Source organism: Rheinheimera pleomorphica (assembly GCF_011634895.1).
Classification (GTDB): domain Bacteria; phylum Pseudomonadota; class Gammaproteobacteria; order Enterobacterales; family Alteromonadaceae; genus Alishewanella; species Alishewanella pleomorphica.
Map to the genome: position 1 here is coordinate 453,396 of NZ_SIRR01000003.1, position 26,812 is coordinate 480,207.

26 protein-coding genes are annotated in these 26,812 nt (G+C 50.3%); 22 read left to right on the forward strand and 4 right to left on the reverse strand.

Annotated elements, in window-relative coordinates; all coding sequences use genetic code 11:
- Nucleotides 1–37 precede the first annotated feature (37 nt).
- The 5 genes from argC to argH are packed head-to-tail and all read left to right on the forward strand — an operon-like array spanning nt 38 to nt 5,403.
- Nucleotides 38–1,078 (forward strand): N-acetyl-gamma-glutamyl-phosphate reductase, encoded by a 1,041-nt coding sequence (gene argC, locus EYB30_RS03210; RefSeq protein WP_166837654.1) that lies wholly within the window; start codon nt 38–40, stop codon nt 1,076–1,078.
- A complete protein-coding gene (gene argB, locus EYB30_RS03215; RefSeq protein WP_166837028.1) occupies nt 1,071–1,841 on the forward strand; it encodes an acetylglutamate kinase in 771 nt (256 codons plus the stop codon). Before argC ends, argB begins: the two co-directional genes overlap by 8 nt.
- A gap of 43 nt (nt 1,842–1,884) precedes the next feature.
- Complete coding sequence (locus tag EYB30_RS03220; RefSeq protein ID WP_166837030.1) at nt 1,885–2,799, forward strand: ornithine carbamoyltransferase; 915 nt, start codon at nt 1,885–1,887, stop codon at nt 2,797–2,799.
- 7 nt (nt 2,800–2,806) lie between these two features.
- Nucleotides 2,807–4,015 carry an argininosuccinate synthase gene (locus EYB30_RS03225; protein ID WP_166837032.1) on the forward strand — a complete coding sequence of 403 codons (1,209 nt, stop codon included), beginning with the start codon at nt 2,807–2,809 and terminating at the stop codon, nt 4,013–4,015.
- A gap of 5 nt (nt 4,016–4,020) precedes the next feature.
- Nucleotides 4,021–5,403, forward strand: coding sequence for an argininosuccinate lyase (gene argH, locus EYB30_RS03230; RefSeq protein WP_166837034.1), 1,383 nt, complete (start codon nt 4,021–4,023; stop codon nt 5,401–5,403).
- 42 nt (nt 5,404–5,445) lie between these two features.
- On the opposite strand, the gene EYB30_RS03235 is transcribed toward argH, so the two are convergent.
- Nucleotides 5,446–8,070: a penicillin-binding protein 1A gene (locus EYB30_RS03235; protein ID WP_166837036.1), complete on the reverse strand. Its 2,625-nt coding sequence runs from the start codon at nt 8,068–8,070 to the stop codon at nt 5,446–5,448.
- A gap of 150 nt (nt 8,071–8,220) precedes the next feature.
- Here EYB30_RS03235 and EYB30_RS03240 point away from each other — a divergent pair, with 150 nt between their 5' ends.
- The 9 genes from EYB30_RS03240 (at nt 8,221) to EYB30_RS03280 (ending at nt 17,104) form a co-directional block, all read left to right on the forward strand.
- A complete protein-coding gene (locus EYB30_RS03240) occupies nt 8,221–9,300 on the forward strand; it encodes a pilus assembly protein PilM (protein WP_166837038.1) in 1,080 nt (359 codons plus the stop codon).
- A complete protein-coding gene (locus EYB30_RS03245) occupies nt 9,288–9,884 on the forward strand; it encodes a PilN domain-containing protein (protein ID WP_166837040.1) in 597 nt (198 codons plus the stop codon). The genes EYB30_RS03240 and EYB30_RS03245 overlap by 13 nt, the downstream gene beginning before the upstream one ends.
- Nucleotides 9,881–10,480 carry a type IV pilus inner membrane component PilO gene (locus tag EYB30_RS03250; protein WP_166837042.1) on the forward strand — a complete coding sequence of 200 codons (600 nt, stop codon included), beginning with the start codon at nt 9,881–9,883 and terminating at the stop codon, nt 10,478–10,480. The genes EYB30_RS03245 and EYB30_RS03250 overlap by 4 nt, the downstream gene beginning before the upstream one ends.
- Nucleotides 10,477–11,013, forward strand: a complete 537-nt coding sequence (locus EYB30_RS03255) for a pilus assembly protein PilP (protein ID WP_166837044.1) — start codon at nt 10,477–10,479, stop codon at nt 11,011–11,013. The genes EYB30_RS03250 and EYB30_RS03255 overlap by 4 nt, the downstream gene beginning before the upstream one ends.
- 39 nt (nt 11,014–11,052) lie before the next feature.
- Nucleotides 11,053–13,098, forward strand: a complete 2,046-nt coding sequence (locus EYB30_RS03260) for a type IV pilus secretin PilQ (protein WP_241697949.1) — start codon at nt 11,053–11,055, stop codon at nt 13,096–13,098.
- A 166-nt stretch (nt 13,099–13,264) separates the two neighbouring features.
- A complete protein-coding gene (gene aroK, locus EYB30_RS03265) occupies nt 13,265–13,783 on the forward strand; it encodes a shikimate kinase AroK (RefSeq protein WP_166837049.1) in 519 nt (172 codons plus the stop codon).
- Nucleotides 13,784–13,807: 24 nt separating this feature from the next.
- Complete coding sequence (gene aroB, locus EYB30_RS03270; RefSeq protein WP_166837052.1) at nt 13,808–14,866, forward strand: 3-dehydroquinate synthase; 1,059 nt, start codon at nt 13,808–13,810, stop codon at nt 14,864–14,866.
- Entirely contained in the window at nt 14,866–16,224 is a 1,359-nt protein-coding gene (locus EYB30_RS03275; RefSeq protein WP_166837054.1) for a hypothetical protein, read from the forward strand. Before aroB ends, EYB30_RS03275 begins: the two co-directional genes overlap by 1 nt.
- Nucleotides 16,225–16,231: 7 nt before the next feature.
- Nucleotides 16,232–17,104, forward strand: a complete 873-nt coding sequence (locus EYB30_RS03280) for a Dam family site-specific DNA-(adenine-N6)-methyltransferase (RefSeq protein ID WP_166837056.1) — start codon at nt 16,232–16,234, stop codon at nt 17,102–17,104.
- Here the strand turns inward: EYB30_RS03280 and EYB30_RS03285 are convergent.
- From EYB30_RS03285 to EYB30_RS03295, 3 genes are all read right to left on the reverse strand, one after another.
- The gene (locus tag EYB30_RS03285) at nt 17,049–17,243 is read right to left on the reverse strand and encodes a DUF2970 domain-containing protein (protein WP_166837058.1); all 195 of its coding nucleotides are present in this window, start codon (nt 17,241–17,243) and stop codon (nt 17,049–17,051) included. The genes EYB30_RS03280 and EYB30_RS03285 overlap by 56 nt on opposite strands.
- Nucleotides 17,243–17,500: a hypothetical protein gene (locus tag EYB30_RS03290; protein ID WP_166837060.1), complete on the reverse strand. Its 258-nt coding sequence runs from the start codon at nt 17,498–17,500 to the stop codon at nt 17,243–17,245. The genes EYB30_RS03285 and EYB30_RS03290 overlap by 1 nt, the downstream gene beginning before the upstream one ends.
- Before the next feature lie 184 nt (nt 17,501–17,684).
- Complete coding sequence (locus EYB30_RS03295; RefSeq protein ID WP_241697950.1) at nt 17,685–18,365, reverse strand: TorF family putative porin; 681 nt, start codon at nt 18,363–18,365, stop codon at nt 17,685–17,687.
- Between the two features lie 232 nt (nt 18,366–18,597).
- On the opposite strand from EYB30_RS03295, the gene rpe reads away from it, so the two are divergent.
- The 8 genes from rpe to EYB30_RS03335 all read left to right on the forward strand — a co-directional run bounded on the left by rpe (nt 18,598) and on the right by EYB30_RS03335 (nt 26,796).
- Entirely contained in the window at nt 18,598–19,272 is a 675-nt protein-coding gene (gene rpe / locus EYB30_RS03300; protein ID WP_166837062.1) for a ribulose-phosphate 3-epimerase, read from the forward strand.
- Nucleotides 19,273–19,378: 106 nt separating this feature from the next.
- A complete protein-coding gene (gene trpS / locus EYB30_RS03305) occupies nt 19,379–20,383 on the forward strand; it encodes a tryptophan--tRNA ligase (protein ID WP_166837063.1) in 1,005 nt (334 codons plus the stop codon).
- A gap of 22 nt (nt 20,384–20,405) precedes the next feature.
- Nucleotides 20,406–20,999 carry an anthranilate synthase component II gene (locus EYB30_RS03310; protein WP_166837065.1) on the forward strand — a complete coding sequence of 198 codons (594 nt, stop codon included), beginning with the start codon at nt 20,406–20,408 and terminating at the stop codon, nt 20,997–20,999.
- 73 nt (nt 21,000–21,072) lie between these two features.
- Nucleotides 21,073–22,200, forward strand: coding sequence for an HDOD domain-containing protein (locus EYB30_RS03315; protein WP_166837658.1), 1,128 nt, complete (start codon nt 21,073–21,075; stop codon nt 22,198–22,200).
- A 307-nt stretch (nt 22,201–22,507) separates the two neighbouring features.
- A complete protein-coding gene (locus tag EYB30_RS03320) occupies nt 22,508–23,725 on the forward strand; it encodes an aspartate aminotransferase family protein (protein WP_166837067.1) in 1,218 nt (405 codons plus the stop codon).
- A 93-nt stretch (nt 23,726–23,818) separates the two neighbouring features.
- Nucleotides 23,819–24,835, forward strand: a complete 1,017-nt coding sequence (gene astA, locus EYB30_RS03325) for an arginine N-succinyltransferase (RefSeq protein ID WP_166837069.1) — start codon at nt 23,819–23,821, stop codon at nt 24,833–24,835.
- A gap of 26 nt (nt 24,836–24,861) precedes the next feature.
- Complete coding sequence (gene astD / locus EYB30_RS03330; RefSeq protein ID WP_166837071.1) at nt 24,862–26,331, forward strand: succinylglutamate-semialdehyde dehydrogenase; 1,470 nt, start codon at nt 24,862–24,864, stop codon at nt 26,329–26,331.
- Between the two features lie 117 nt (nt 26,332–26,448).
- Nucleotides 26,449–26,796, forward strand: coding sequence for a DUF3802 family protein (locus tag EYB30_RS03335; protein WP_166837073.1), 348 nt, complete (start codon nt 26,449–26,451; stop codon nt 26,794–26,796).
- Nucleotides 26,797–26,812: the final 16 nt, after the last annotated feature.

Consider the following 26,812-nt stretch of genomic DNA (forward strand, 5'->3'; position numbering starts at 1 on the left):
TACCTATACGTTATTTATTGTTTAAGAGCCGTAATTGATGTTATCAACAGACAAATCTTCTTCTTTAGTGCGCAGCATTGTATTAGGCGCAGCCGGTTACAGCGGTGCTGAGCTGGCGGTAATTTTAGCGCGTAACCCCTATTTTCAGCTGGTAGGGGCTTATGCGTCGGCTGGCCGGGCGGCCGAGCCGTTTTCTTCACTTTACCCACGTTATAAGCAACAACTGGACATTATGGTGCAACCGTGGACCGATGAGTTGGCTGCAGGTTTAAACGGTAAAATTGATGTCGCGTTTTTAGCCTTGCCGCACGAAGCCAGTGAGGCGGTAACGCCGTTGCTGCTGGCTCAGGGCATTGATGTGGTGGATTTATCCGGCGCCTTTCGCTTAAAGCAGCCGCAGTTGTATCCAAAATATTATGGCTATGAACACCAGCACCCGGAATTATTGGCCGAGGCCGTTTACTCATTGATGGAGTGGCAAACCGAGCCACTGCCACGGTTAATTTCGGTACCTGGTTGTTATCCAACCGCCTGTAGTTTGGCATTGCTACCTTTGCTTAAAACCGGTTTAGTGGCCGATAACTGCATTCCGGTAATTAATGCCACCAGCGGTGTATCCGGTGCCGGCCGCAAAGCTGCACTTAGCACCTCATTTTGTGAAGTTGGCTTAAATGCGTACGGCTTTTTTAAACACCGCCACCGGCCTGAAATAGAGCAAAACGTAGGCCGCAAAGTGGTGTTCACACCGCATTTAGGCAACTTTAAACGCGGCATCCTGGCCACCAGTGTGGTGACGCTGAAAGCCGGTGTCAGTGCTGAGCAGGTATCAGCAGCCTTTAACACCGCCTATGCTGGTAAGCCGCTGGTGCGGTTGGTATCGCATTCGCCCAATGTGGCAGATGTTGCCGGTACGCCGTATTGTGATATTCACTGGCAGCAGGATGGTGAGCAGCTGGTAGTGGTGTCGGCCATTGACAACCTGTTAAAAGGTGCGGCAGCCCAGGCGATGCAGGCGGCAAATGTACGCTTTGGCAAGCCGGAAACTGCAGGTCTATTTGCTGGAGTGAGCCATGAATAATACGCCTTTGGTACTGAAAATGGGTGGCCGCTTGTTGCAGGACGACAGTGCGCTGGATGCCTTGCTGGCTGTGTGTGCCGAGCTAAAACAGCAATATCCGCTGGTGCTGGTGCACGGCGGCGGTGATCAGGTGGATCAGTGGCTGGCCAAGTTTGGTTTTCACACCGAGAAACTGGACGGTCAGCGTATTTCACCGGAAGAACAAATGCCGGTGATCGCCGGAGCCTTAGCCGGTGCAGTCAATGCGCATATGGTGGCGCGTGCTGCTTTACAAGCGTTAAAACCGGTCGGCTTAACCCTGTCTGCTGGCAACAGCTGCCGTTTTGAGCTGAATACAAAACTGGGGGCAGTTGGTGTAGCAAAACCACAAGATGGCACTTTGCTAACAAATTTACTGGCTGGCGGTTTTACGCCGGTTTTCAGCTCAATTGGCCATGGTGAGCACGGCCAGTTATTAAATGTAAATGCCGATTTAGCGGCCGCCGCCATTTGCCAGCTGGTGCAGGGGCAACTGGTGTTGTTGACCGATGTACCGGGAATTTTAGATGGTGAAGGCAAGCTGATTAACGAACTTAACGCCAGCCAGGCTGCAGAGTTAGTGCAGCAGGGTGTGATTAAAGGTGGTATGAAAGTCAAACTGGATGCGGCACTGGATACCGCTCAGGCACTGCGACGAAGCATCACCGTCGCGGGCTGGCAACAGCCGCACGATTTGTTAAAGCTGATGCGTCAGCAAGCAGTAGGCACGCGCATCGTCTGTTAGTCCCTTAAACAAGGATGCCGCAATGGCGGCAGGTCAGTTGAACATGAGTAAACTAAACCAATTATTGAGTCTGGCTGAATTAAGCCCGGCGACGCTTAACGATTTGCTGAATTTAGCCCTGAAGGTAAAGCAGCAACCGCAGCAATACACTCAGGCGTTGGCGGGTAAAAGCATCGCGCTGATTTTTGAAAAACCGTCGTTGCGTACCCGCGTGAGTTTTGATGTCGGTATTTATAAGCTTGGCGGCCATAGTGTGTATCTGGATCAGCAAAACGGCGCTATGGGCAAACGCGAAACCGTCGCCGATTTTGGCCGCAATCTGGCCTGCTGGACCGATGCCATAGTGGCGCGGGTGTTTTCGCAGCAAACCTTAGAGCAACTGGCACAAGCCAGCCATAAGCCGGTGATTAATGCCCTGAGTGATTTATATCATCCCTGCCAGGCATTGGCCGATTTACTGGCGTTAAAAGAGCGCTTTGGCGATCTGAACAAGGTACATCTGGCTTATGTCGGTGATGGCAATAATGTGTGTCACTCGCTAATGATAGGCGCTGCGCTGAGCGGTATGAAGATGACCGTGGTTACGCCTCAGGGGTTTTCACCGGATGCGCAGGTGCTGCTGAATGTGCAGAAAATTGCCGCCACTACCGGTGCGGTATTGGAGTTAAGCCCGCATTTATCCGCCGCCGCCGGCGCCGATGCTATCTATACTGACACCTGGCTGTCGATGGGTGATAAAGCCGATCCTGATGTTATTGAGCGGGTGTTTAAGCCGTACCAAATCAACACGGCCGTGATGCAGCGGCTGGCGGTCAAGTACTTTATGCACTGCTTACCAGCACACCGCGAGCACGAAGTGACCAGTGAGGTGCTGGACAGCGAGGCGTCACTTGTTTTACTGCAGGCGGAAAACCGCATGCATGCCCAGAATGCCGTATTAATCAGTTTATTTGCGTGAGGACACTATGAGTATCAAAAAAGTCGTATTAGCTTATTCCGGCGGTCTGGACACCTCGGCCATAGTGCCGTGGTTAAAAGACAACTATAACTGCGAAGTGATTGCCTTTGTCGCCAACGTGGGCCAGGGCGATGAGGAATTGGCCGGTGTTGAGCAAAAAGCCATTAACTCCGGTGCCAGCAGCTGTCATGTTGTCGATTTACGCGAAGAGTTAGTCAAAGAAGTGATTTACCCGACGCTGAAAACCGGTGCCGTGTACGAAGGCCAGTATCTGCTGGGCACGTCGATGGCGCGGCCGGTGATTGCCCGCGCTCAGGTAAAATTAGCGCTGGAGCTGGGCGCCGATGCCTTGTGCCATGGTTGTACCGGTAAGGGTAATGATCAGGTGCGCTTTGAAGGCGCCTTTGCTGCGCTGGCACCACAGTTAACAGTGATAGCGCCCTGGCGCGAATGGCAGTTCAACTCCCGCCAGTCACTGCTGGACTATTTAGCCGAGAAAAAAGTACCGACTACGGCTTCTGCCACCAAAATTTACAGCCGTGATGCCAACCTGTGGCATATCTCGCACGAAGGCGGTGAGCTGGAAAACCCCTGGTGCGAGCCCTCAGAGCAGGTGTGGATGTGGACCAAATCACCGGAGCAGGCGCCGGATCATGCGGCTTATGTTGAGCTGAGCTTTGACAAAGGCGAGCTGAGCAAAATTAACGGCCATGCTGTTGCCCCGGTGGCGGCGATTGAGTTGTTAAACGAAATTGGCTCGGAGCATGGTGTGGGTCGCATTGATATCGTCGAAAACCGTTTGGTTGGGATGAAATCGCGTGGCTGCTATGAAACACCGGGCGGTACCATTTTAATGGCGGCGTTAAAAGGCCTGGAAGCACTGGTGTATGACAGAACTTCACTGAAATACCGCGAAGAAGTCGGCCAGGAGTTTGCCCAGCTGGTATACGATGGCCGTTGGTTTACGCCATTAAAAGATGCACTGTTGGCAGCAGCCACTTCGTTGGCTGAGCAATTAACCGGTGATGTGGTGATTAAGCTGTACAAAGGTAATGTTACAGTGGCTAAACGCCGCTCGCCGAACTCACTGTACTCTGAAGCCTTTGCCACCTTTGAAGGTGACGAAGTGTATAACCAGAAAGATGCCGCCGGCTTTATCCGCTTGTACAGCCTGGCCAGCCGCATCCGTGCACTGCACCAGCAACAAAAAGGGTAATTATTATGGCGATGTGGGGCGGACGCTTTCAGGAAGCAACCCTGGCTGAGTTTCGCGAGTTTAACGACTCGCTAAGCTTTGACTACCTGCTGGCACAACAGGATATTCAGGCCTCGCGTGCCTGGGCACAGCAACTGGCACAGGCCGGTATTATCACCGTTGATGAAGCCGCGCAGCTCGATGCCGGCTTAGCCGATTTAGCGGTGGCAATTGAAGCAGATGCTAAGCTGCCGCTGCAAACCAACGAAGAAGATATTCACAGCTGGGTTGAGGCACAGTTAACGGCCAAACTGGGGGCTGTGGCGAAAAAACTGCACACCGGGCGCAGCCGCAATGATTTAGTGGCAACCGATTTGCGCTTATGGAGCAAACTGCAGGCACAACACGTACGCCAATCTTTACTCGGTGCCATTGCTGCTTTACTAACCTTTGCTGAGCGTGCTGGTACTGCAGTGATGCCAGGCTTTACCCATTTGCAACGCGCGCAGCCGGTACTGGTGGCACACTGGGCACTGGCCTATGTTGAGATGTTTAAACGCGATGTCAGCCGCTTAGATGATGCTTTAACACGGCTGGATGTTTGTCCACTCGGTTGTGGTGCCTTAGCCGGCACCGGCGTGGCGGTGGACCGTGTGCAACTGGCACAGCGCTTGGGTTTTGCCAGCGCCGCGCTAAACAGCCTGGATGCCGTATCAGATCGCGACTATGTGGTGGAGCTATCTGCCGACGCCAGCATTTGTATGACACATTTATCGCGTTTATCTGAAGATGTGATTTTCTTCTGCTCCGGTGAAGCAGGCTTCTTCAAACTGGGCGATGCGATAAGCTCCGGCTCATCGTTAATGCCGCAAAAGAAAAACCCCGATGTATTTGAGCTGTTGCGCGGTAAAACCGGTCGGGTGCTGGGCCATTTGGTAGCGATTTTACATGTACTGAAAGGCCTGCCGCTGGCATATAACAAAGATATGCAGGAAGACAAACAGGGCTTCTTTGACCTGATGGCTACCTGGCAGCAATCTTTGCTGGTACTTGCCACCGTATTGCCGCATTTGGCGGTGAACGAGGCACAGTGCCGCCAGGCGGCAGAGTTGGGTTACAGCAACGCCACTGACTTAGCGGATTATCTGGTCAGCAAAGGTATACCGTTTCGTGATGCCCATGAGGTGGTCGGCGAGCTGGTGGTGCATGCGGTCAAGCAGCAGCTGGCGTTGGAAGCCTTATCGCTTAATGAGTTACAACAGTTCAGTAGTTTGATTGGCGAAGATGTGTATCCGGCGCTGCAGCTGGAAGCCGGCTTGCAAAAGCGCGCGGCGCTGGGTGGTACGGCACCACAGCAGGTGTTGACAGCGCTGAGCCAGGCTAAACTCTGGTTTGAGCAGCAGATATAATATGCTGCTGTGATAAGGCCCCGCTATCTGACGGGGCCTTTTTCAAAACAGTTCGACTTCTTCTTGTTCATCCTCAGGCTTTTTCTCACTGCGGCTATCAAAGCTGATCTGCTGAATATCAGCGCTGGCATACTGCGTCGGTTCGGTGCCGGCTTTAAAAAACTCAAAGCTGCTGCTGTGATCTGTGTGGCGACTTAATAAACCGGTTTGCACATCAATCCTAACGGATGCCAGCCCGACCGGCGGGTTGGATTGACGTTCAGGTAAGCTGCTTATCGTGTTCTGCATATAACTGAGCCAGGCCGGCAACGCTGTGCGCGCACCGGATTCCGCGCCAGCGCTTTGCTGCTGCCCCATATTAGCGTGCCACTGCGCACGACCCAGGCTGCGATTGGCATCATCAAATCCCACCCAAACTGTAACAGCAAGATCGGGTGTAAAGCCCGAGAACCAGGTGTCTTTAGAGTCATTGGTGGTGCCGGTTTTAGCCGAAATATCGCGCCGTTTCAAACGTTGCAAGCGCCAGGCTGTGCCATTCCAACCGGTGCCATGCTGCCAGCTGCCACCACCCCAGACACTGCTTTTCAACGCATCGGCAATTAAAAAACTGTTCTGCTCTGAAATAACCTGCTCTGCCAGCTTAATTTGGGGTTCGTCGATGGCGCCAGGCTGTGGTTCGGCGACATTATTTTCAGCCAGAGCATTAAACAACTGGTCGAGCTGAGCTTCAGCATCGGCTTCTATCGTATCCGTTTGCTGCTGTTCTGCCGCTTTTTGCTCACAGTTGTTACAGGCAATGGCCGGATTATGCTGATAGATAAGGTCGTCTTCTTCCGACAAAATTTTATCGATTACGTAAGGCGTAACCAGATAACCACCGTTGGCAAATACGGCATAACCGGTTACCAGCTCCAGCGGTGTCAGTGACGCCGAGCCAAGCGACAAGGTTTCATTGCGCGGTAAATCGCTGGCAGCAAAGCCAAAGCGCTGCAAATGACGGATACTGTTATCTATGCCTATGCCGCGCAGTAAGCGAACTGACACCACGTTTTTCGATTTTGCTAAAGCTTCACGCACCCGGATTGGACCATCGTACACTGCCGGTGAGTTTTTCGGCCGCCAGGCGATACCGGCATTGTCATCCCATTGATGTATTGGTGCGTCATTCATTATGGACGCAAGGGTATAGCCATGCTCCAGCGCTGCAGAGTAAATAAAGGGTTTAATGTTAGAGCCAACCTGACGCTTCGCCTGGGTAACACGGTTAAACTGACTTTGGCTAAAACTATAACCACCGACTAATGAGCGGATAGCACCATTGTTCGGGTCTATTGCTACGATAGCACTACTGGCTTGAGGTAGCTGCGACAGTCGCCATTGCTCGTCTTGCTGGCGCACCAGCACATGCATACCCGGTGCCAGAATACTAAAAGCGGTCTTGGGCGCCACAGCCTGACGCTCGTCATTAATAAAACCACGCGCCCATTTTAAGCCTTCCCATTCCAGGCGGATATCCTGACCGCCAGCAATAATCAGTTGTGCACTTTGCGCCTGAACGGCAGTGACAACCGCTGGACGCAAGTCTTCAATGCTTTGTTGCTTATCCAGATACGCCAGGATCGTTTCACGCGGCAGAGGTTGATCTTCGACGTACTCCGGCTCGCCGTCTGCTGGCTGCTGTAAAGTGGCCGGCCACAACTGCGCGATGGGGCCGCGGTAGCCATGACGCTCGTCATAGTCATATAAATTTTGCTGCAGGGCTTGCTTGGCGCTGGCCTGTTGCTGGCTATTAATAGTGGTATAAACTTTCAGGCCATCGGAGTAAGCGGTTTCTTCACCGAAACGGGCTACCATATCCTGACGCACCATTTCGGCAATATAGGGTGCCGATGCCGTGATTTGAGCGCCATGTAATTTGCTGGTAATGGGGGCTGCAATAGCCGCATCGTAACTGGCTTTGTCAATGACACCGGTATCCAGCATCCGGCCAAGCACCACATTGCGGCGGGCCCGGGCATTGCTGGCTGAACGTACCGGATTCAGTGCTGAGGGCGCTTTAGGTAAGCCGGCAATAATAGCAATTTCGTCAACTGTTAACTCGTGTACTGTCTTACCGAAATAAACCTGGGCAGCGGCGCCTACACCAAAAGAGCGCTGGCCAAGTTCGATTTTATTCAGGTACAGCTCAAGGATTTGTTCCTTGCTTAATAATTGCTCGATATGGAACGCCAGGAAAATCTCTTTGATCTTGCGGATTAATTTTTTTTCCCGGCTTAAAAAGAAGTTACGGGCCAGCTGCTGCGTGATGGTACTGGCGCCCTGGCTAAAATCGCCAGAGGATGCCACTACGGTAGCGGCGCGGAAGATACCGATAATATCAATGCCGGGATGTTCGTAAAACCTTGTATCTTCTACTGCTAAAAAGGCTTGTACTAATAAAGGTGGCATTTCTGCCAATTTTAGCGGGATACGGCGTTTTTCACCAAATTGCGAAATCAGCTCGCCATCGGCGGTAAAAACCTGCATGGGGGTTTGTAATCTGACGTCCTGTAAGGTGGTGACATCCGGCAGATCATCTTTCAGATACAGATAGATCCCAGCGATCGACGCTATACCGGTCAGGATCATGATCAGACTGAGAATTAAAAGTTTTTTAACCCAAGACACTGAATAACCCCAATTTATACTCCCAATTCCTTTACAACGCTGCTAGTATATATTTATTAGCTTTAGATTAAACGCTTTTTCTTGCCAAAAATTAGCGACTAAGCTATCAATGAGACAATAATCATAACTATAAATTGGCCGCAGGAAGCTATGATAAATCGCCTGTTCAGTAAACAAACACCGATGATGGTGGGGATCGATGTCGGTGCACACTCCGTTAAGGCTGTCTTACTTAGTCAGCACAACGGCGTATGCAAAGTTGAAGCCTTTGCCGTTGAACCTATGGTTAAAGGTGCCATGTCTGATCGGGAGATCCAGGACATTGAGGCAGTGGGAAATGTGTTGAGCAAGATCCGTAAAAAGATCCCGCGCTCAGTCAAATTTGCCGCTACCGCTGTTTCCGGATCTACCGTGATCAGTAAGATCATTTTTATGGATGTGTCCTTAACTGATGCTGAACTTGAAAGTCAGATCGAAGTTGAGGCAGACACCCTTATTCCTTATCCACTAAATGAAGTCAGTATTGATTTTGAGAAGCTGGACGTAAACGAAGCCGATCCGTCTAAAGTCAATGTGCTGCTCAGTGCGGCCCGTACTGAGAGTATCGAAGCCAGGGTAGCAGCGTTAGACAATGGTGGCTTTAGCGCCAAGGTTGTTGATATCGAAAGTTATGCCTTAAGCCGTGCATCTGAGTTGTGCTTAAAGCAATTACCGGATGATGCGGCAAAAAAAGTCGTGGCGATGGTTGATATCGGCGCAACGATGACATTGCTCAGTATTATCGAAAACGGGAAAACCCTGTATACCCGTGATCAGGTATTTGGTGGTGATCAGTATACCCGCAGCATTCTGTCGTATTACAACAAAAGCTATGAAGAAGCAGAACAAGCCAAGGTAACCGGAGATTTACCACCGAACTATACGTTCGAGGTATTGGCGCCGTTTCAAACGATGTTGCTGCAGCAAGTACGGCGTGGTATTCAAATGTATCTGACCAGTAGTGGCAAAGACGCCGTCGATTATCTGATTATTTCTGGTGGCACAGCGCTGATTGAAGGTATAGATAAGCTGCTGATTGACGAGTTGGGGATCCATACGGTTGTGGCTAACCCATTTAAAACCATGGAAGTGGCGACGTCTGTTGATCGTGACCAGCTAAATCGCCATGCGTCACAGCTAATGGTTGCCAGTGGTCTGGCGTTAAGGAGTTTTTCGTCATGGCATATATAAACCTGTTGCCGTGGCGCGATGCAGCGCGCAAAGAACGGCAGAAGCAGTTCCTCACCCTTCTGACAGCGACAGCAATACTGAGCTTTTTGTTAGTGTTTGTTGTTAATATGATTTATAGCGCCAGAATTGACGGTCAAATGCAACGCAACCGCTTTTTGGAAAATGAAATTAAAGTACTGGATCAGCGTATTGCCGAAATCCGTACCTTGAATGAAACCAAGAAAAGTCTGCAGCAGCGTATGTCGCTGATTTCACAGTTGCAGGGCAGCCGGAATCTGGGTACTCAGATTATGGATGAGATAGCGTCGGCTGTACCGGCCGGTGTGTATCTGACACAACTGGAAAAGAAAGGCACCTCTTTGCTGCTGATTGGCAAAAGTGAATCGAACAACCGCTTATCGAACATGCTGCGCGAAGCAGAGGAGTCAGAGTTGTTATCGACACCTTATCTGGAGTTTATTGAGGCAGGTAAAGATTCAGTCAGTTTGCTTAGCAACTTTAAAATGCACCTGACCGTTAAAGGTTATGAAGCTGTACAAGGCGCAGAAACGCCGACGCCACCAGCCAATGGAGGTGCCAAATGAGCCTGAATATCAACCTGTCTGAAATCGATATTAATGATCTTGATTTCGAAAACATGGGGTCCTGGCCGACAGCGGCAAAAGTGGTGTTTGCCTTTTTACTGGCGTTGTTGGTGTCTGTTGTCAGTTATTTCTTGCTGGTTGACAGTAAGATTGATGAGTTAGCTGCTGCGCAAAATAAAGAGCTGCAACTGCGTCAGGTATATCGCACCAAATACGCCTCTGCGGTTAACCTCGATTTGTACAAGCAGCAAATGGTAGAAATGGAGCAAACCTTCTCTTTTCTGTTAAAGCAGCTGCCCACCACGCATGAAACACCAGGCTTGCTCGATGACATTACCTATGTTGGTACTACCAGTGGCCTGACCTTTATCCGTATTAACTGGGAGCCAGAGATCGAGAAAGAGTTTTATACTGAGCTACCCATTAAGATTGAAGTGATAGGCGACTACCATCAGTTTGGTAGTTTCGTCAGCGAAGTGGCAAAACTGCCACGTATTGTCAGTTTGCATGACTTCTCTATTCAAACCGAAAACGATGAGCGTTTGCGTTTTAATGTTGTGGCCAAAACCTACCGGTATAAAGAGGTGCAGCCATGATAAAGCGTATAACCCTGATCGCCTTAACATTTGCTCTGAGTGGCTGTTTTGATGACCTGAGTGATGTGCAAAATCACATTGCTGAAGTAAAGGCGAATACCAGAGCCCGGGTAGAGCCTTTGCCGGAAGTGCAGGAATTTGTGCATATTCCGTATCGGTCACAGGATGCACGCAGCCCATTTTCAGCTCCCAGACCAGAAGCTATCCAGGACAAATTCCTACAGGTTCAGGATTGTTTACACCCTGACCCACGGCGCAGAAAGGAGCCACTGGAAAAATACGCACTGGATAACTTAAAGATGCGCGGTACCCTGGGCGATATAGGTAATATCTGGGCTTTAATTGAAGCATCAGACAAAACATTGCACCGGGTAACACTGAATAATCACGTTGGATTATTCCATGGCCGGGTTATTAACGTTGAACCAACTCATATTGAGTTGCTTGAATTAATCCCAGATGGCGCCGGTTGCTGGAAAGAACGGACGACCATGTTGCAGATGGCCGATGGCCCATCAGTAGCAAGTAATTGATAGGTATGCGAGTAAATCATGGATAAAATAATCAAAACAATGTCTGACACAATCCAGCGCACCTTACTGTGCTTTGCAGCCTTAATGCTACTTTCATTACCGGCCGCTGCGGTGCCGTTACTGTACGATGTGCGGTATAACCCATTGTTGACCGGTGAAACAGAAATCGAGTTTATCTTTGACGAAGAACTGTATGCTGATCCCAGCATTCAGGTGTTTAATGAGCCGGCACGTATCGAGTTGTTTTTCGATGAGTCGGATTATGAAGAAAAACTTAACGAAGTCCTGATAGATAAAGCCGGTGTTAAACGCATAACATCTGAATTTTCCGGTGATGGCTTCAAAACGGTGATTTTCCTGGATTACCTGAAAATTTACCGCACCCGGGTCAGAGGAAATGTGTTTTATATCCATATTTCAGATAACCCAACCTCTGATGCGGTAGGCCAGGCAGCTGATGTCAAGCCAACCTATATCAACCGGGTTAACGCAATAGATTTCCGCCGTGGTGATAAAGGCGAAGGCCGTGTGCTGGTGTTCTTACGCGATAATACCGCGGCAGTAGATGTTAGCGAGCGTTTGGGTAAGCTGGAAGTTGAATTTCACAATACTGACATTCTCGATGAGTTGCTGTATCAGCTTGACGTAGTCGACTTTGGTACTATCGTCAAAGGTATTGAAACCTTTAAAGAGGGTGCATCGGCCAGGCTGGTTATAGATACTACAGCGGAGTTTACCTATACCTATCAGCAAATCGATAACATTTTTACGCTGAATGTAGAGCGAGATACGACCAACCGCAGTATTCTTGGCGGCGGTAAAGAGTATAAAGGCCGTGCTATATCACTGAACTTTCAAGATATTCCGGTACGAACTGTGTTGCAGATCATCGCTGATTACAACGGTTTTAACCTGGTTACCAGCGACTCTGTTACCGGTAACATTACCTTGCGCCTGGACGGTACGCCTTGGGATCAGGCCCTGGATATCGTGCTGCGGGTAAAAGGCCTGGACAAACGGATGGAAGGCAACATCCTGATGGTGGCGCCAACAGATGAATTGGCGGCTCGCGAAGCGCGTGAGTTGGAAGCGAAACAAACTGTGGCCGATCTGGAGCCGTTATTCTCTGACTTTTTGTCAGTCAACTACGCCAAGGCTGCCGATATTACCAAGTTACTAAGTAACAAAGACGCGACCTTGTTATCATCGCGTGGTTCAGTCAACGTCGATGAACGGACCAATACCATCTTAATAAAAGATACCGCTGCCAACATTGAAAGTGTGCGTAAGTTGATTGAGCGCCTGGATGTCCCGGTACGGCAGGTACTGATTGAATCGCGTATGGTTACCGTGCGTGACAGCGTGACAGACGAGTTGGGTATTCGTTGGGGTTTCAGTGATCAGCAAAGCAGCAGCAGTTCTAATCAGGGGACCTCGGGTTCTGCTGGTGGCGCTAATACTATTGCCAATGGCGTTATTCCATCATTGGACGATCGCTGGAATGTGAATTTACCGGCCAGTAACCCGGCGGGGAGCATCGCTTTTCATATTGCCCGCTTGGCAGACGGTACCTTACTGGATTTGGAACTGTCGGCGCTGGAGCAGGAAAACAAAGGTGAAATTATTGCCAGCCCGCGTATTACCACCGCTAACCAGAAGGAAGCCCGGATAGAGCAGGGTGTTGAAATTCCTTATGTGCAGGCCGCCTCTAGTGGTGCTACCACCGTTGAGTTTAAAAAGGCGGTATTGAGCCTGACGGTGACACCACAGATCACACCTGACAATAAGATTATTCTGGATTTGGTGATTACCCAGAATACCCGTGGTGAAACGGTGCAAACACCGACAGGTCCGGCAACGGCGATTGATACCCAACAAATTCAGACTCAGGTATTGGTTGATAATGGCGAAACTATAGTGCTAGGTGGTATCTACCAGCAGCAAGTGTTGTCTACCGTCAGTAAGGTACCTTTGTTTGGTGATATTCCTTACATTGGTAACCTGTTTAAGTCGACCCGTGAAGTCAATGAGAAAAACGAGTTACTGATCTTTGTTACGCCAAAGATCATCACTGACGGTTTATAGCCTTGACGCCATCGCCGTGGCGTAAGTCACGGCGATGCGCTGTTTCAGAATTAGCTTGCCAACAAAAGGCTATTCCTGACATAATTCAGCGCTTCAAATTTTCGTGGGAGCCTTTTGGTCCTTGAATTCAACTTTTCACTGAGTTAGCTGATTAGTAATACGACTTATGGCAGAAAAACGTAATATCTTCCTCGTTGGCCCGATGGGTGCAGGTAAAAGCACAATCGGACGTCACTTAGCAGACATGCTTCACTTAGAATTCTACGATTCAGATCAGGAAATTGAGCGCCGCACCGGTGCTGACATTGCCTGGGTTTTTGATCTTGAGGGTGAAGAGGGCTTTCGCGTACGTGAAGAAAATGTCATTCAGGATCTGACAGAGTTGCAGGGTATAGTATTGGCCACCGGCGGTGGTTCGGTGCTGAGCAAGGAAACCCGCAATCGCTTATCGGCACGCGGTATCGTGGTTTATCTGGAAACGCCGATCGAAAAACAAGTCGCCCGCACCCAGCGTGACAAGCGCCGGCCATTGTTGCAAACTGAAGAAGCACCAAAAGAGGTGCTAGAGCGACTGGCTGCGGAACGTAACCCACTGTACGCCGAAATTGCTGATTTTACCATTCGTACTGATGAGCAAAGCGCACGGGCTGTCGCCAGCCAGATTATCGACCAACTGGGTTTCTGATCTTACATAACCGGGGAGCTGCAGATGCAAAAAGTTGACGTCCAACTTGGCGAGCGCAGCTACAGCATTTCTATCAGCGATAACTTTGATCTGCTTGCGCCGGCACTGGCACAAAAAAAGCAGGTGGTGGTTATTTCTAACCCTACGGTGGCACCGCTGTACCTTGACGCGGTGCGCCAGTTGTTTCCACACAGTGCAGTACAACATTTCCTCTTACCCGATGGCGAAGCCTATAAAACCCTGCAGTCGTTTGAACAGGTATTAAGCTTTTTGCTACAACAGCAGATGTCGCGTGATGTGCTGCTGGTCGCATTGGGAGGCGGCGTGATTGGCGATCTGACCGGTTTTGTCGCGGCTTGTTATCAGCGTGGAGTGGCTTTTGTGCAAATTCCCACTACCTTGTTATCGCAGGTGGATTCGTCGGTAGGCGGTAAAACCGCAGTTAACCATGCGCTGGGAAAAAATATGATTGGTGCCTTTAAACAGCCGGCGCAGGTTGTCATTAATACCGCTGTTCTGACGACATTACCCGCGCGCGAGTTTGCTGCTGGTATGGCTGAGGTGATTAAGTATGGTTTGATAGCTGATGCCACGTTTTTTCGCTGGTTGGAACAGCATCAGCAGCAAATTAACCAATTGGACGACGCTATACTGGCACAGATGATCCGCCATTGCTGTCAAATGAAAGCTGATATTGTCAGTCGTGATGAAACCGAGCAGGGTGACAGGGCACTGTTAAATCTGGGACATACCTTTGGCCATGCAATAGAAGCCTGGCTCGGCTATGGTAACTGGTTGCACGGCGAGGCTGTTGCTGCAGGCATGGTCATGGCCGCTAAGGTGTCAGTGGCCCGCGGCTGGTTAAGTGAAGCTGAATTGGCACAAATTTGCCGCTTGTTGCGGGCATTTAATTTACCGGTAGAGCCGCCAGCAGAAATGCAGATTGACGATTTTATGCCCTACATGAAAACAGATAAAAAAGTGCAGAATGGTCAGATGCGCTTTGTCTTGCCGACAGCCTTTGGTAAGACCGCATTAGTTGACGATGTGACAGAGCAAGAACTGATAGGGATTTTCCACTGATGGACACCAGCGCACTGCAGGCGGGGTTGTCACAATTACAGCATCTGTTGCCATCACAACGGGAGTGGCTGGAGCGCTTATTATTTCAATTGGCTTTTAATGATGTAAGGCGCATTGATGTCGTCGCGGCGGATGGCAGTGGTAAGTCGACGTTAGCACTGGCGCTGGCTGAATTGTTTTCCAGCCAACACAATGTCGCTTTGCTTAGCGCCAGAATCGCGCCGGAGCAGGCCTCAGCAGAGTTGATGCAGCAGTGGTTTGCTTCATCACTGCGGGATGATGTTTCATTGGCAGAGCAAGTGGCTAAAGCTGCTGATACAACGCCACTACTGCTGGTGATTGATGATGCCGGACGTTATCCGGTTGAACTGTTACAACAGCTGGCAGCATTGCCCTGCATACTGTGTTGCTTTTCCGATCAAAGCATGGCAGACGCTGGCCTGACACTGACGCTGAATCGGGTTACTGCGGCCGATGCAGCTCAGTTGTTGCAGCATGAAGCGTTAAATAGTATTGAGCTGGCTGAGCGTCTGGCGCGGGCAAATAACAATTTGCATTTATTGTTGCTACCGCCGCGTCAGGTGGCTGGCGATGATAAAACCAACGCCAGCGTACCGCTACTGCCAGTCATCAGCGGTGTGTTGGCGGTAGTATTGCTGGTATTAGCATATAACTTCTGGCCGGTTGCACAGCAGGCTGCGCAACCGCCCTCAGCAGAACACGCAGCTGCAGTGGCAGAGGTGACTGTTGCTACAGATACCGTTGCGGCAACAGACAGCGATGCGAGCGGTGTTGCTAAGCCGGCGGGGTTGACCTTAGCTGAACAAGCGCCGCGCAGCCTCGACGCGCCGGTGAGTAACAACACTAACTCTGACGGCGACAGTACCATTTTGGAAAGTGACACTGCGCTGTCAGCGGACAGTGACAAGGTAGCAGACAGCAATTTGCTAACTGCGCCGGTTGATACTCAGCCTGATGCCGCAGAAATAGCGCCGTCGTCGCCAGGTCAGATTGAGCCTGCAGATAGCGATAAGAATCTTTACGATGAAGCCAGCTTGTTGCAGATGGATAAATCTGCCACTGCCGTGCAGTTGGCCGTACTATCCAGTGATGCCGCGCTAAAGCGTTTTAAAAAAACCTATCCGGATGTGGTTGTACTCAGTTATCAGCGCAGCTGGCAGGGCAAAATGCAGCTGGTGTTGCTGCAGGCGCCTTTTGACAGCGTGGCTGCAGCAAAAGCTGCAATGGCACAGTTACCGGCGGCACTGCGCGCTACCGGCCCTTTTATCAAAAGCATGTCCGCAGTACAGGCCGAGATCAGGGCGCGGCAGATTAGTCTGCACAGTGCGCCGGAATGATACGCTGATGTCCGCCGCGCAAAAGAGCCGCGCCTTTTTAAAGTGGGCAGGCGGCAAGTATAACCTGGTTAATGCCATTGCATCTCATCTTACGCCAGCGAGTACCCTGGTAGAGCCTTTTGTCGGCGCGGGCTCAGTGTTTTTAAATACTGATTATCCGCAATATCAGTTAAATGATATTAATGCCGATCTGATCGCCCTATACCAACTGTTGCAACGCCGGCATCAAAGCTTTATCGCTGATGCAAAAAGCTTATTTACCGCGCAGACTAATCAGCGCGATGCTTACCTAAGTCTACGCCAGCAGTTTAATTTGAGTACGGACAGTTATGAACGCTCGGTATTATTTTTGTATCTAAACCGCCATGGTTATAACGGTTTATGCCGTTATAACTTGTCGGGTAAGTTCAATGTGCCTTTTGGCAGTTATAAAAAACCGTATTTTCCGGAAGCGGAACTGCATTACTTCGCTGAAAAAGCACAACGTGCACGGTTTAGCTGTACCAGCTATCAGCAGGTGATACAACAAGCACAGGCCGATACGGTGATTTATTGCGATCCACCTTATGTGCCGCTGAGTAAAACCGCCAGTTTTACCAGTTATGCCAGTCAGGGCTTTGATTTGGACGATCAGGCGCAACTAGCTAATCTGGCAGAAAAAGCTCAGCAACGTGGTATTACAGTGGTGATCAGTAATCACGATACCACCTGGACGCGCAAAATTTATCAGCAAGCGGTGCTACACAGTTTGCAAGTGGGGCGTTCTATCAGTCAAAAGGGCGCTACCAGGGGTAAGGTGGCAGAATTGTTTGCAGTGTATCAGGCTATGACAACACCCATGACACCACCAGTAGCAGTGTTGCCACAAAAAGCAGGGTAAAAATAATACCCACCACAATATAAGGCAGTGGGCTGCTGGCGGTAAAATCTTGCTGGCGCTGCCGCTCTGACTGAACCCCCACCATAGCACCTAACACCGCTTTAACGACTTGCAGTAAGGTAGGTTTTTGTGCTGACATTAAGGTTTTTGCGCCGGGCTAAATCGGCTTAGCAGCTCCAGCAGATCAACAAAATGAAACTGAGTTGAGCGGCTTTTTCCCTGAAACCAACTGTACCAGCTCTGTTGACTGACATTGATACAATCTTCGATGGCATGGCTATCGCTCAGGGTATGGCATTGTGACGCTGTCAGAACTGTAGGTGCCACAGCATAAAGAGCCCCAGCGCTAACGCCAGCAGAAATTAAAACAGCTTTATACAGCTTGGTAAATTTCATGTTAAATCCATTTGCTCTTACAAAACGGTGTGATAGTAAAACATTCTGTACCTTGATACAAGCTGATTAAATTCTAAGCAGCAACAATAAATGTTTCACCCGGCTTTATAGTGTTATAAGCAATAGGCAGATCACTGTGGCAGGGCTAACACGACCGGCGCAGCGCCGGTCGTGTGATTCGGTATCAGAAGCTTTTTGAAACCGAGAAAATGACCCGGCTATCGGCAAGGTAGGAACCGTCGATATCGGTATCAATGTAGGCCAGGCTCAACGCGGCGCCCAACACTTCCGTGCTGAGTCCGATACTCCAGTCAAGGTAACTGGCGCTGCTGTCATCGTACTCGTTTTGGCCAACGTGTAAGTCCAGGCTCAGGTTTTCCATTAGCGCGTAGCTGTAATCTGCGTACAGGTAAAAGAAATCGCCACTATTGGCGTAGTAATCATCGCTGTAAGCTAGACCAAAGGTCAGGTCTTGGTATGACAAAGAGCCATACACTTCATAGAAATTTGAACCGGCAATCGCAGTATTTGGATAACCATAACGCATGATCCCGACATCGGTTGACCAGTCGTCGTTTATTGCGCCGCTCCAGCCCAGCATAACATCGAGTTCCAGTGTGCCCTGTGCCAGAAAATCAACATTAGACCCCCACACCGAAACGTAAAAGCCCGAGGCCGAGCTTAGTGACAAGCCACCTTGCAGTGCGGGGGCTTCCTCGGTTTGTGAAATACCGCGAAAGGCGTAGTCTGACGCAAAAGTGACATCGCCACTGAGCGTCAACTCGTTGGCGGCTGCCGTTGCTGTCGTTAAACTTAACATCGCCATGCTTGTTGCCAGTATGGTACGTTTTGTTGCTGTCATCATTTTAATTGCCCTTTTCTCTGTTCCCTGTCGCTTGGGTTCCAAGATGTGTGCCATCTGGTTTATTCATTATTTTTCATTTAGTTAGATTTTTTTTCTGTGCATGAGTACTGGGCGATGTGCTGTATTGGTGCGCTATTGCGTGTTTTTTGTGCGTTACAACTGCGGTATCAGCCGGTGTATTTTTTTGTCAGATCCAGTAAAGTCTGTACTTTGCTCAAGAGTGGATTTTTTTATGCAACCTTATTTGCTTGCACCTTCAATACTGTCAGCTGATTTTGCCCGTTTAGGTGACGATGTTGCCGCTGTATTGCGTGCTGGCGCTGATGTAGTGCACTTTGATGTGATGGACAATCACTATGTGCCTAACCTGACGATGGGGCCTATGGTGTGCCAGGCGCTACGCAACTATGGCATCAGTGCGCCTATTGATGTACACCTGATGGTAGAACCGGTTGATGCGCTGATACCGCAGTTTGCGCAAGCGGGTGCCTCTATGATCACCTTTCACCCGGAAGCCTCACGGCATGTTGATCGCACCTTACAGTTGATTAAAAGCCATGGCTGTCAGGCGGGGCTGGTCTTTAACCCGGCAACACCTCTGAGTTATCTGGACTATGTGCTGGATAAAGTTGATATCGTTTTGCTGATGTCAGTCAACCCGGGTTTTGGCGGTCAGAAGTTTATCCCGGCAACCCTGGATAAACTGGCTGCTGCACGCAGTATTATCGACCGTAGTGGCCTGCCTATCCGGCTGGAAATTGATGGCGGCGTCAATGTCGATAACATCGCAGACATTGCGCAGGCCGGTGCAGATATGTTTGTTGCCGGCTCCGCTATTTTTACTGCACCCGATTATGCTGAGGTGATTGAACAGATGCGTCAGCAATTGGCAAAAGTGCCGCGTTAAGCGGCTTTTTTACTGTTGCAGCGCGCTGATATGGTTATAATGCTGCTCTTCAAACCGGCCGCTGCCGGCCATCATTAATAATACAGCCTTGAAAGTGGATACAACTATGAGCAATAAGCCAATTGTGCTAAGTGGTGCACAGCCATCCGGACAACTTACCATCGGTAATTATCTGGGGGCGCTGCGTCAATGGGACAAAATGCAGGATGACTATGATTGCTTGTACTGTATTGTCGACTTACATGCGATTACCGTGCGGCAGGACCCGGCAGCGCTGCGCAGTGCGTCGCTGGACAGCCTGGCATTATATTTGGCCTGTGGCATAGACCCTCAGCGTTCAGCCGTGTTTATGCAATCACATGTGCCCGAGCACAGCCAACTGGCCTGGGTGCTAAACTGCTATACCCAGTTTGGTGAACTCAGCCGCATGACACAGTTTAAAGATAAGTCTGAGCGGCACAACAATAATGTTAATGCCGGCCTGTTTACTTATCCGGTGTTAATGGCGGCCGACATTCTGCTGTATCAGGCTAACCAAATCCCGGTAGGGCACGATCAGAAACAACATTTGGAATTGGCCCGCGATGTCGCGATGCGCTTTAACGCACTGCACGGTGATATTTTCACGGTGCCTGAGCCTTTTATTCCACCTGTGGCGGCGCGGGTGATGAGTTTGCAAGACCCGACGAAGAAGATGTCAAAGTCAGACGAGAACCCGTGGAACTTTGTCGGCTTGCTTGAAGATCCGAAGATGATCAGCAAAAAATTTAAGAAGGCAATGACAGACTCCGAAGACCCGCCACGGGTACGTTTTGATCTGGACACTAAACCCGGCGTGGCTAACCTGTTAAGCATTTTAAGTGGCGTTACCGGTAAAACTATCGCGGCATTGGAAGCCGAGTACGAAGGCAAAATGTATGGCCATTTAAAAGGTGACGTTGCCGATGCAGTTATTACTTTACTGGAGCCGGTACAAAAAACCTTTACCGAACTACGGGCTGATCAAACAACATTAAACGCCGTTATGCGTGACGGCGCTGAAAAAGCCCGTGCCCGTGCTGCGGTGACGCTGGCCAAAGTTAATGATGCCGTGGGCTTTGTGACGCCGTAATACACTAAGGCTGCAGCGCTAAATGTTACTGCTTATAGATAACTACGACTCCTTTACCTACAACCTGATGCAGTACTTTGCTGCATTAGGGCAGCAGGTGATGGTGCGGCGTAATGACGATATCAGCCTGGCGCAAATTCGCGCGCTGGCGCCGGCGTATCTGGTGATCTCTCCCGGGCCGAAAAGTCCGGATGATGCTGGCATTTCTCTAAAAGCGATCGAGCATTTTGCTACGACACTGCCTATTCTGGGCGTGTGTTTGGGGCATCAGGCCATTGCCCAGGTGTTTGGGGCTAAAGTGGTGCGCGCACAACAGGTGATGCATGGCAAAAACTCACTGATTATGCATAATAATCAGTCGGTGTTTACCGGCCTGGCTAATCCGCTTGATGTCACCCGCTACCACTCGTTAGTTGTCGAGCGTCAGAGTTTATCTGCCGAGCTGGAAGAAACAGCCTGGACAGTCGACGCTGGCCAACAACCGCACGAAGTGATGGGGCTGCGGCATAGCACACTGCCGGTGCATGGAGTACAGTTTCACCCAGAGGCAATTTTAAGCCAGCAAGGTAAGCAATTATTGGCCAATTTTCTTAGCCTTAGCCCCCAATCTTGCTAACACTTGACTCAATGGTGAGCCCATCGCAGTATGCGCTTACCGAGAATAACCGTAACGGAAGTAAGAATACGTGATGACTCTCCCGGCGCCAGCTGCAGAAAACCTGACGCAGCGTTTCTTTGATCTGTTGGTAGGCGTTAACCCAGACAACAAAAGGTTGGGTTATCAAATTCGTGCCGGCCATGCCGACTCGGGGCGTACTTTGCTGGAAGTTGAAGCCAGAGCGCAGCAATTACGCCTTGCCGGTGCCCAGGCGAAGGCACAGTTTGCCGAGTTTGCCCAGGCACATTTGCATGACGAGGTTGCCGACGAGCTGCTGCGCCGCTTGCATAATATTGATCAGGTCACAGCGTCTTTGTTTGATCCGGGTCGCAGTTTTTATCAGATCCTGGATGTGTTAAGTGCGAAGGTCGTCACCGTTAACAAGCTGGACCCGCTGATATCAGCCGTGCCCTGGTTGGTAGAGGACTTATTGCGGCTGGTTAATCAACCACAATATCGCAATCGCACTGCCTCGGGGGCCATGGTAAAAGATATTAAAACGGCGCTGCGCTATCTTGGTGTAGAAAGTTTACAGCTTATTTTGCCAGTGTACGCCTTGCGGCGTATGTTACCGCATTCCACCGATCCTTTTACTGCACTCAAAGGCCAGCTGTGGGACTACTCTTTAGCTGTCGCCATTGCAGCCAAACAGTTGGCCGAGCATAGTGCGGAGCATCCGTACAATGCTTTTTGTGTTGGTTTATTTCATACCCTCGGCCATATGGTGGTTTGCCGCAATTATCTGCGCACCTATCAACAGGTGCGCCAACAGCAGCTGTTACAAGCGCGGGAAAGCCGTAATACACAATTGACAGATGTACTGGATGGGTTAACACCGGATGCCAGTTTTTTAGCGTCCAGCCTGTCTGAATTTGCCGCCGAGCTCAGTGCCGATATTACCTCACGCTGGCAATTACAAAGTTTACCGCTATGCCAGACGTTAGATCAGTTGGCGGAAGGTGTGGGCTTTGCCGGTAGTAGTCCGTTGGCACGACTGGTGCAACAGGCACAAACCTATGTGCAGTGGCAGGAGTTGAAAAAACGTCAGCAGGTGACGGAAGCACAAGCGCAAAGCTGGCTGGCTCAGGTACAGTTAAGCCACGACAGCATTGAATTGCTGCATAAGACCAACCTGAAGCGGCTTGGCGTCGATATTTAGTAAAAAAATAGCACCATAAACATGCAAGCCGCAGCGACGGGCGCGCTGTGGCGGCAATCTGTAGCCACTGCCTGTGGCGTCGCGGCAACCTCTGCTAATGTTCGTGTCCGCCTGAGGCCTGTTGTTGCTTAGTTATTCAGTTAGGCTGCAAATCTATCTGCAGCCCTTGTATTTTCTGACTTTTAGCGATATTGGCAGGCAAGACAAGGCCGATTAAATCTGCAATAATGCCTGCCAATTAAGGCACAACTGTCTAATCCGATCGCTGAAAACACAGCGACACCCTGAACAAGATGAGGAACTGAACATGAGCGGCCAGTCGCAAATCAATCGTGCGTTATTTGATGAAGTTATGGTACCTAACTACGCCCCTGCCGGCATTATTCCTGTAAAGGGTGAGGGCTCACGAGTTTGGGACCAGCAAGGCCGCGAATATGTCGATTTTGCCGGTGGTATTGCCGTAAGCAGCTTAGGCCATTGTCACCCGGCACTGGTTAATGCATTAAAGCAGCAAGCCGACAAACTGTGGCATTTAAGCAATGTTATGACCAACGAGCCGGCGCTGCGCTTGGCAAAAAAACTGGTCGATAACACCTTTGCCGACAAAGTGTACTTTGCCAACTCCGGTGCAGAGGCTAACGAAGCAGCGTTTAAACTGGCGCGGCGTTGGGCGCTGGATAAGTTTGGTGCGCACAAAGATCAGATTATCTCGTTTGGTAAAAGCTTTCATGGCCGTACGTTCTTCACTGTCACTGTGGGTGGACAAGCCGCCTATTCTGATGGTTTTGGTCCTAAGCCGGGTGCCGTGTTGCATGCTGAATTTAACAACCTGGACAGTGTCAAAGCGTTAATCTCTGACAACACCTGTGCCGTAGTATTAGAGCCAATTCAGGGCGAGGGCGGTATTATTCCGGCAACAGCCGATTTTTTACAAGGGGTGCGTGAGCTGTGTAACCAGCATAATGCACTGCTGGTGATGGACGAAGTGCAAACCGGCGTTGGCCGTACCGGTAAACTGTATGCCTATATGCATTATGGCGTAACACCGGACATTCTGACTACCGCCAAGTCACTGGGTGGCGGTTTCCCAATTGGTGCTATGCTGACGACCACAGAGATTGCCAGTCACCTGAAAGTAGGCACCCACGGTAGCACTTATGGCGGCAACCCGCTGGCGTGCGCGGTGGCTGAGGCGGTGTTGGATACCGTTAATCAACCTGCAGTTATGCAGCAGGTTGTTAGCAACGAGCAATTATTCCGCCATGCGCTAAATGCGATTAATGAAAAATATCAGGTATTTAGTGAAGTGCGTGGCCAGGGTATGTTGCTGGGCGCGGTATTAAACGATACCTATAAAGGCCGCTCGCGTGACTTCTTTTTAGCCGCTGCAGAGCATGGCGTTATGGCGCTGGTGGCCGGGCCGGATGTAATCAGGTTTGCGCCGTCACTGGTGATCACGCCTGAAGATATCAGTGAAGGTATGCAGCGATTTGAACAGGCGGTTAAACAGGTGGTAACCGGCTGACTAACATTTTCAGGCAGCGCTAAGACTGCACAAAAATGAAGCATGGGGCCCTTGGGCCCCGAAAACTATAAAGCAAAACTGGAGTAAGCGACGATGATGGTGATTCGCCCAATCCGTGCGGATGATTACCCGGCGCTGTATGATATTGCGGTAGAGTCCGGCCACGGTTTTACCTCACTGCCGGTAAACGACGAACTGCTGATGCGTAAGATCAGTCGCTCGGAACACTCGTTCAGTAAGGCGGTAAGCCAGCCCGGCGATGAAGGCTATTTGTTTGTGCTGGAAGATACCGACACCGGAGAAGTGTGTGGTACCAGTGCGCTGGAAGCTGCAGTGGGGCTGGATGACGCTTTTTATCATTACCACCTGGGTAAGGTGGTACACAGCTCGCGCTCGCTTGGCGTGTACAAAACGGTTGATATTTTAACCTTATGCAACGACTACACTGGTGTCAGCGAGCTATGCACTTTGTTTTTACGCGAAAGCCGGCGCGAAAAAAACAACGGCCGTTTGTTATCTAAGATGCGGTTTTTGTTTATGGCGGAGTTTCCACAGCGCTTTGCCGACAGAGTGATTGCGGAAATGCGCGGTGTGTCAAACTCCGATGGCAGCTCGCCGTTTTGGCAGTGGTTGCAGGAACACTTTTTTTCAGTCGATTTTCCCACCGCCGACTATTTAACCGGTATCGGCCAAAAAGTGTTTATCGCTGAATTAATGCCAAAGTATCCGATTTATGTCAGTCTGCTGAGTAGACAGGCACAGGCCGTTATCGGTAAGGTGCACGACAAAACCAAACCTGCACTGGCATTATTGCAATCTGAGGGGTTTTCTAACCGCGGTTATGTCGATATTTTTGATGCTGGCCCGACAGTGGAAGCCCGGGTAGAGCATATCCGCTCGGTGCGCAACAGCCGGCGTTTGCAGGTGCAGATTGGCCAGAGTAAGGACGGCCAGCCTTATTTAATCAGCAATACAAAGCTGGCTGATTTTCGCGCTACCTGGCAGCTATTGCAGGTAAATGAACACAGTGAGCAGGTAACCATTGGTGCAGACGTTGCAGCAGCGCTGCACGTTAACAACGGTGATTGGGTCAGAGTTACCCGCATCTAAAGGCCCATATTAAGCAGGGGAGTAGCATGAAGCACGCAGAGCAGTTTATTAACGGTGATTGGGTACAGGGCGCCGGTAAGGCGTTTCAATCATTGGATCCGGCGAAAAACTCGCTGATTTGGCAAGGCCAGGCCGCTACGGCCGAGCAGGTTGATCAGGCTATAGTGGCTGCGCGTAAAGCGCAATATGACTGGGCTGGACAAAGCTTTGACGCGCGGGTTGCGATAGTTAAAACCTTCGCAGAGCTGTTAACCACACACAAAGAAGCCATGGCATTGTCGATTGCCGAAGAAACCGGCAAGGCATTATGGGAAGCCCGCACCGAAGTGGGCGCGATGATTGGCAAAATTGATATTTCAGTGCGCGCCTATCAGGAGCGTACCGGTACGAAAGAAAACCCGATGCCACAAGGCCGGGCTTTTATCCGGCACAAACCACATGGCGTGGTAGCGGTGTTTGGGCCTTATAACTTTCCCGGCCATTTGCCCAATGGCCATATAGTGCCGGCCTTGCTGGCGGGGAATGCGGTGGTGTTTAAACCTTCAGAGTTAACACCAAAGGTGGCAGAAGATACCGTAAAACTGTGGCAACAAGCTGGCTTGCCCGCAGGCGTATTAAGCCTGTTGCAAGGCGAAGTGGATACCGGTAAAGCCATAGCGGCGCACGAGGGTATTGACGGCATTTTCTTTACCGGCAGCTCGCGTACCGGTCATTATTTACATCAGCAGTTTGCCGGCCGGCCGGATAAGATTCTGGCATTGGAGATGGGCGGCAATAACCCACTGATTGTGCAGGATGTTAGTAATATTGATGCCACAGTGCACGATATTATTCAGTCGGCGTTTATCTCTGCCGGCCAGCGCTGTACCTGTGCCCGTAAATTATTTTTACCGGTGGGGGCGCAGGGTGATGCTATTCTGGCGCGTTTGCTTGAAGTGAGCCGCAACATCAGTGTTGGTGTTTACGATGCAACAGAGCAGCCGTTTATGGGCTCAATGATTTCAGTCGCTGCAGCTAAAGGTATGCTGGCGGTGCAGCAGCAGTTGGTAGAGCTCGGTGGCAAGGTGCTGCTGGAAATGCGTCATCTGGATGAAAATACCGCCTTGGTTACGCCGGGTATCATTGAATGTTCTGCTGTTACCGATTTCCCGGACGACGAGCATTTTGGCCCACTGCTAAAGGTGTTTCGTTTTACTGACTTTGATCAGGCCATCGATGCCGCTAACAGTACCGCCTTTGGCTTGTCAGCCGGATTGCTTAGCGACAGTGCTGAGCTGTACCAGCATTTTTTCCGCCGTATCCGCGCCGGTATTGTTAACTGGAACCGGCCTATTACCGGTGCCAGCTCGGCAGCGCCTTTTGGTGGCATAGGTGCCAGTGGTAACCACAGAGCCAGTGCCTACTATGCCGCTGATTACTGTGCTTATCCGGTCGCGTCGGTTGAGCTAGAGCAAGTGGTGATGCCAGAGCAACTATCGCCCGGGCTGCGTTTTTAATCGCTGAAAAATAAATCTTATCGGGGCGTCAGCCCCGATTTGTTTTATGCTAAGGTTTTTGCTTAAATAACGTAAACTTATTGGTATTACTGCCAGCAGCCAGGTGTAAAGCAACTTATGGTCACAGATAAACCCGGATACGAGCATTTGATCCAGTTTCTGACAGAGCATTTGTCGCTGTTTGAGCAAACTGGCAGTGGTACGACTGATAAAACCATCGGCGTTTTGCTGGAAGAGACAATAGCAGAACAAATTATTACCCTATGTACCCAGCATACCGAGCTGGAAATGAACCATCGCAGCATGATTATTCGTGAAGTCGATGGCATTATGTACGACTTTCAGGAAGTACTGTCGAGCGTGCTGGAAAAAAAAGCCACAGCACAGCAAGCCGAGCTTATTACTGAAATCTCCCTGTTAATCAAAAACCTGTTTGATAACGCCATTGCAGATCTGCTGGATTAACCCGCTTAGCACTGCG

Coding starts and splice junctions, on each gene's coding strand:
- argC (WP_166837654.1), top strand. CDS start 38: ATGTTATCAACAGACAAATCTTCTTCTTTAGTGCGCAGCATTGTATTA.
- argB (WP_166837028.1), top strand. CDS start 1,071: ATGAATAATACGCCTTTGGTACTGAAAATGGGTGGCCGCTTGTTGCAG.
- EYB30_RS03220 (WP_166837030.1), top strand. CDS start 1,885: ATGAGTAAACTAAACCAATTATTGAGTCTGGCTGAATTAAGCCCGGCG.
- EYB30_RS03225 (WP_166837032.1), top strand. CDS start 2,807: ATGAGTATCAAAAAAGTCGTATTAGCTTATTCCGGCGGTCTGGACACC.
- argH (WP_166837034.1), top strand. CDS start 4,021: ATGGCGATGTGGGGCGGACGCTTTCAGGAAGCAACCCTGGCTGAGTTT.
- EYB30_RS03240 (WP_166837038.1), top strand. CDS start 8,221: ATGATAAATCGCCTGTTCAGTAAACAAACACCGATGATGGTGGGGATC.
- EYB30_RS03245 (WP_166837040.1), top strand. CDS start 9,288: ATGGCATATATAAACCTGTTGCCGTGGCGCGATGCAGCGCGCAAAGAA.
- EYB30_RS03250 (WP_166837042.1), top strand. CDS start 9,881: ATGAGCCTGAATATCAACCTGTCTGAAATCGATATTAATGATCTTGAT.
- EYB30_RS03255 (WP_166837044.1), top strand. CDS start 10,477: ATGATAAAGCGTATAACCCTGATCGCCTTAACATTTGCTCTGAGTGGC.
- EYB30_RS03260 (WP_241697949.1), top strand. CDS start 11,053: ATGTCTGACACAATCCAGCGCACCTTACTGTGCTTTGCAGCCTTAATG.
- aroK (WP_166837049.1), top strand. CDS start 13,265: ATGGCAGAAAAACGTAATATCTTCCTCGTTGGCCCGATGGGTGCAGGT.
- aroB (WP_166837052.1), top strand. CDS start 13,808: ATGCAAAAAGTTGACGTCCAACTTGGCGAGCGCAGCTACAGCATTTCT.
- EYB30_RS03275 (WP_166837054.1), top strand. CDS start 14,866: ATGGACACCAGCGCACTGCAGGCGGGGTTGTCACAATTACAGCATCTG.
- EYB30_RS03280 (WP_166837056.1), top strand. CDS start 16,232: ATGTCCGCCGCGCAAAAGAGCCGCGCCTTTTTAAAGTGGGCAGGCGGC.
- EYB30_RS03285 (WP_166837058.1), bottom strand. CDS start 17,243: ATGTCAGCACAAAAACCTACCTTACTGCAAGTCGTTAAAGCGGTGTTA.
- EYB30_RS03290 (WP_166837060.1), bottom strand. CDS start 17,500: ATGAAATTTACCAAGCTGTATAAAGCTGTTTTAATTTCTGCTGGCGTT.
- EYB30_RS03295 (WP_241697950.1), bottom strand. CDS start 18,365: ATGATGACAGCAACAAAACGTACCATACTGGCAACAAGCATGGCGATG.
- rpe (WP_166837062.1), top strand. CDS start 18,598: ATGCAACCTTATTTGCTTGCACCTTCAATACTGTCAGCTGATTTTGCC.
- trpS (WP_166837063.1), top strand. CDS start 19,379: ATGAGCAATAAGCCAATTGTGCTAAGTGGTGCACAGCCATCCGGACAA.
- EYB30_RS03310 (WP_166837065.1), top strand. CDS start 20,406: ATGTTACTGCTTATAGATAACTACGACTCCTTTACCTACAACCTGATG.
- EYB30_RS03315 (WP_166837658.1), top strand. CDS start 21,073: ATGACTCTCCCGGCGCCAGCTGCAGAAAACCTGACGCAGCGTTTCTTT.
- EYB30_RS03320 (WP_166837067.1), top strand. CDS start 22,508: ATGAGCGGCCAGTCGCAAATCAATCGTGCGTTATTTGATGAAGTTATG.
- astA (WP_166837069.1), top strand. CDS start 23,819: ATGATGGTGATTCGCCCAATCCGTGCGGATGATTACCCGGCGCTGTAT.
- astD (WP_166837071.1), top strand. CDS start 24,862: ATGAAGCACGCAGAGCAGTTTATTAACGGTGATTGGGTACAGGGCGCC.
- EYB30_RS03335 (WP_166837073.1), top strand. CDS start 26,449: ATGGTCACAGATAAACCCGGATACGAGCATTTGATCCAGTTTCTGACA.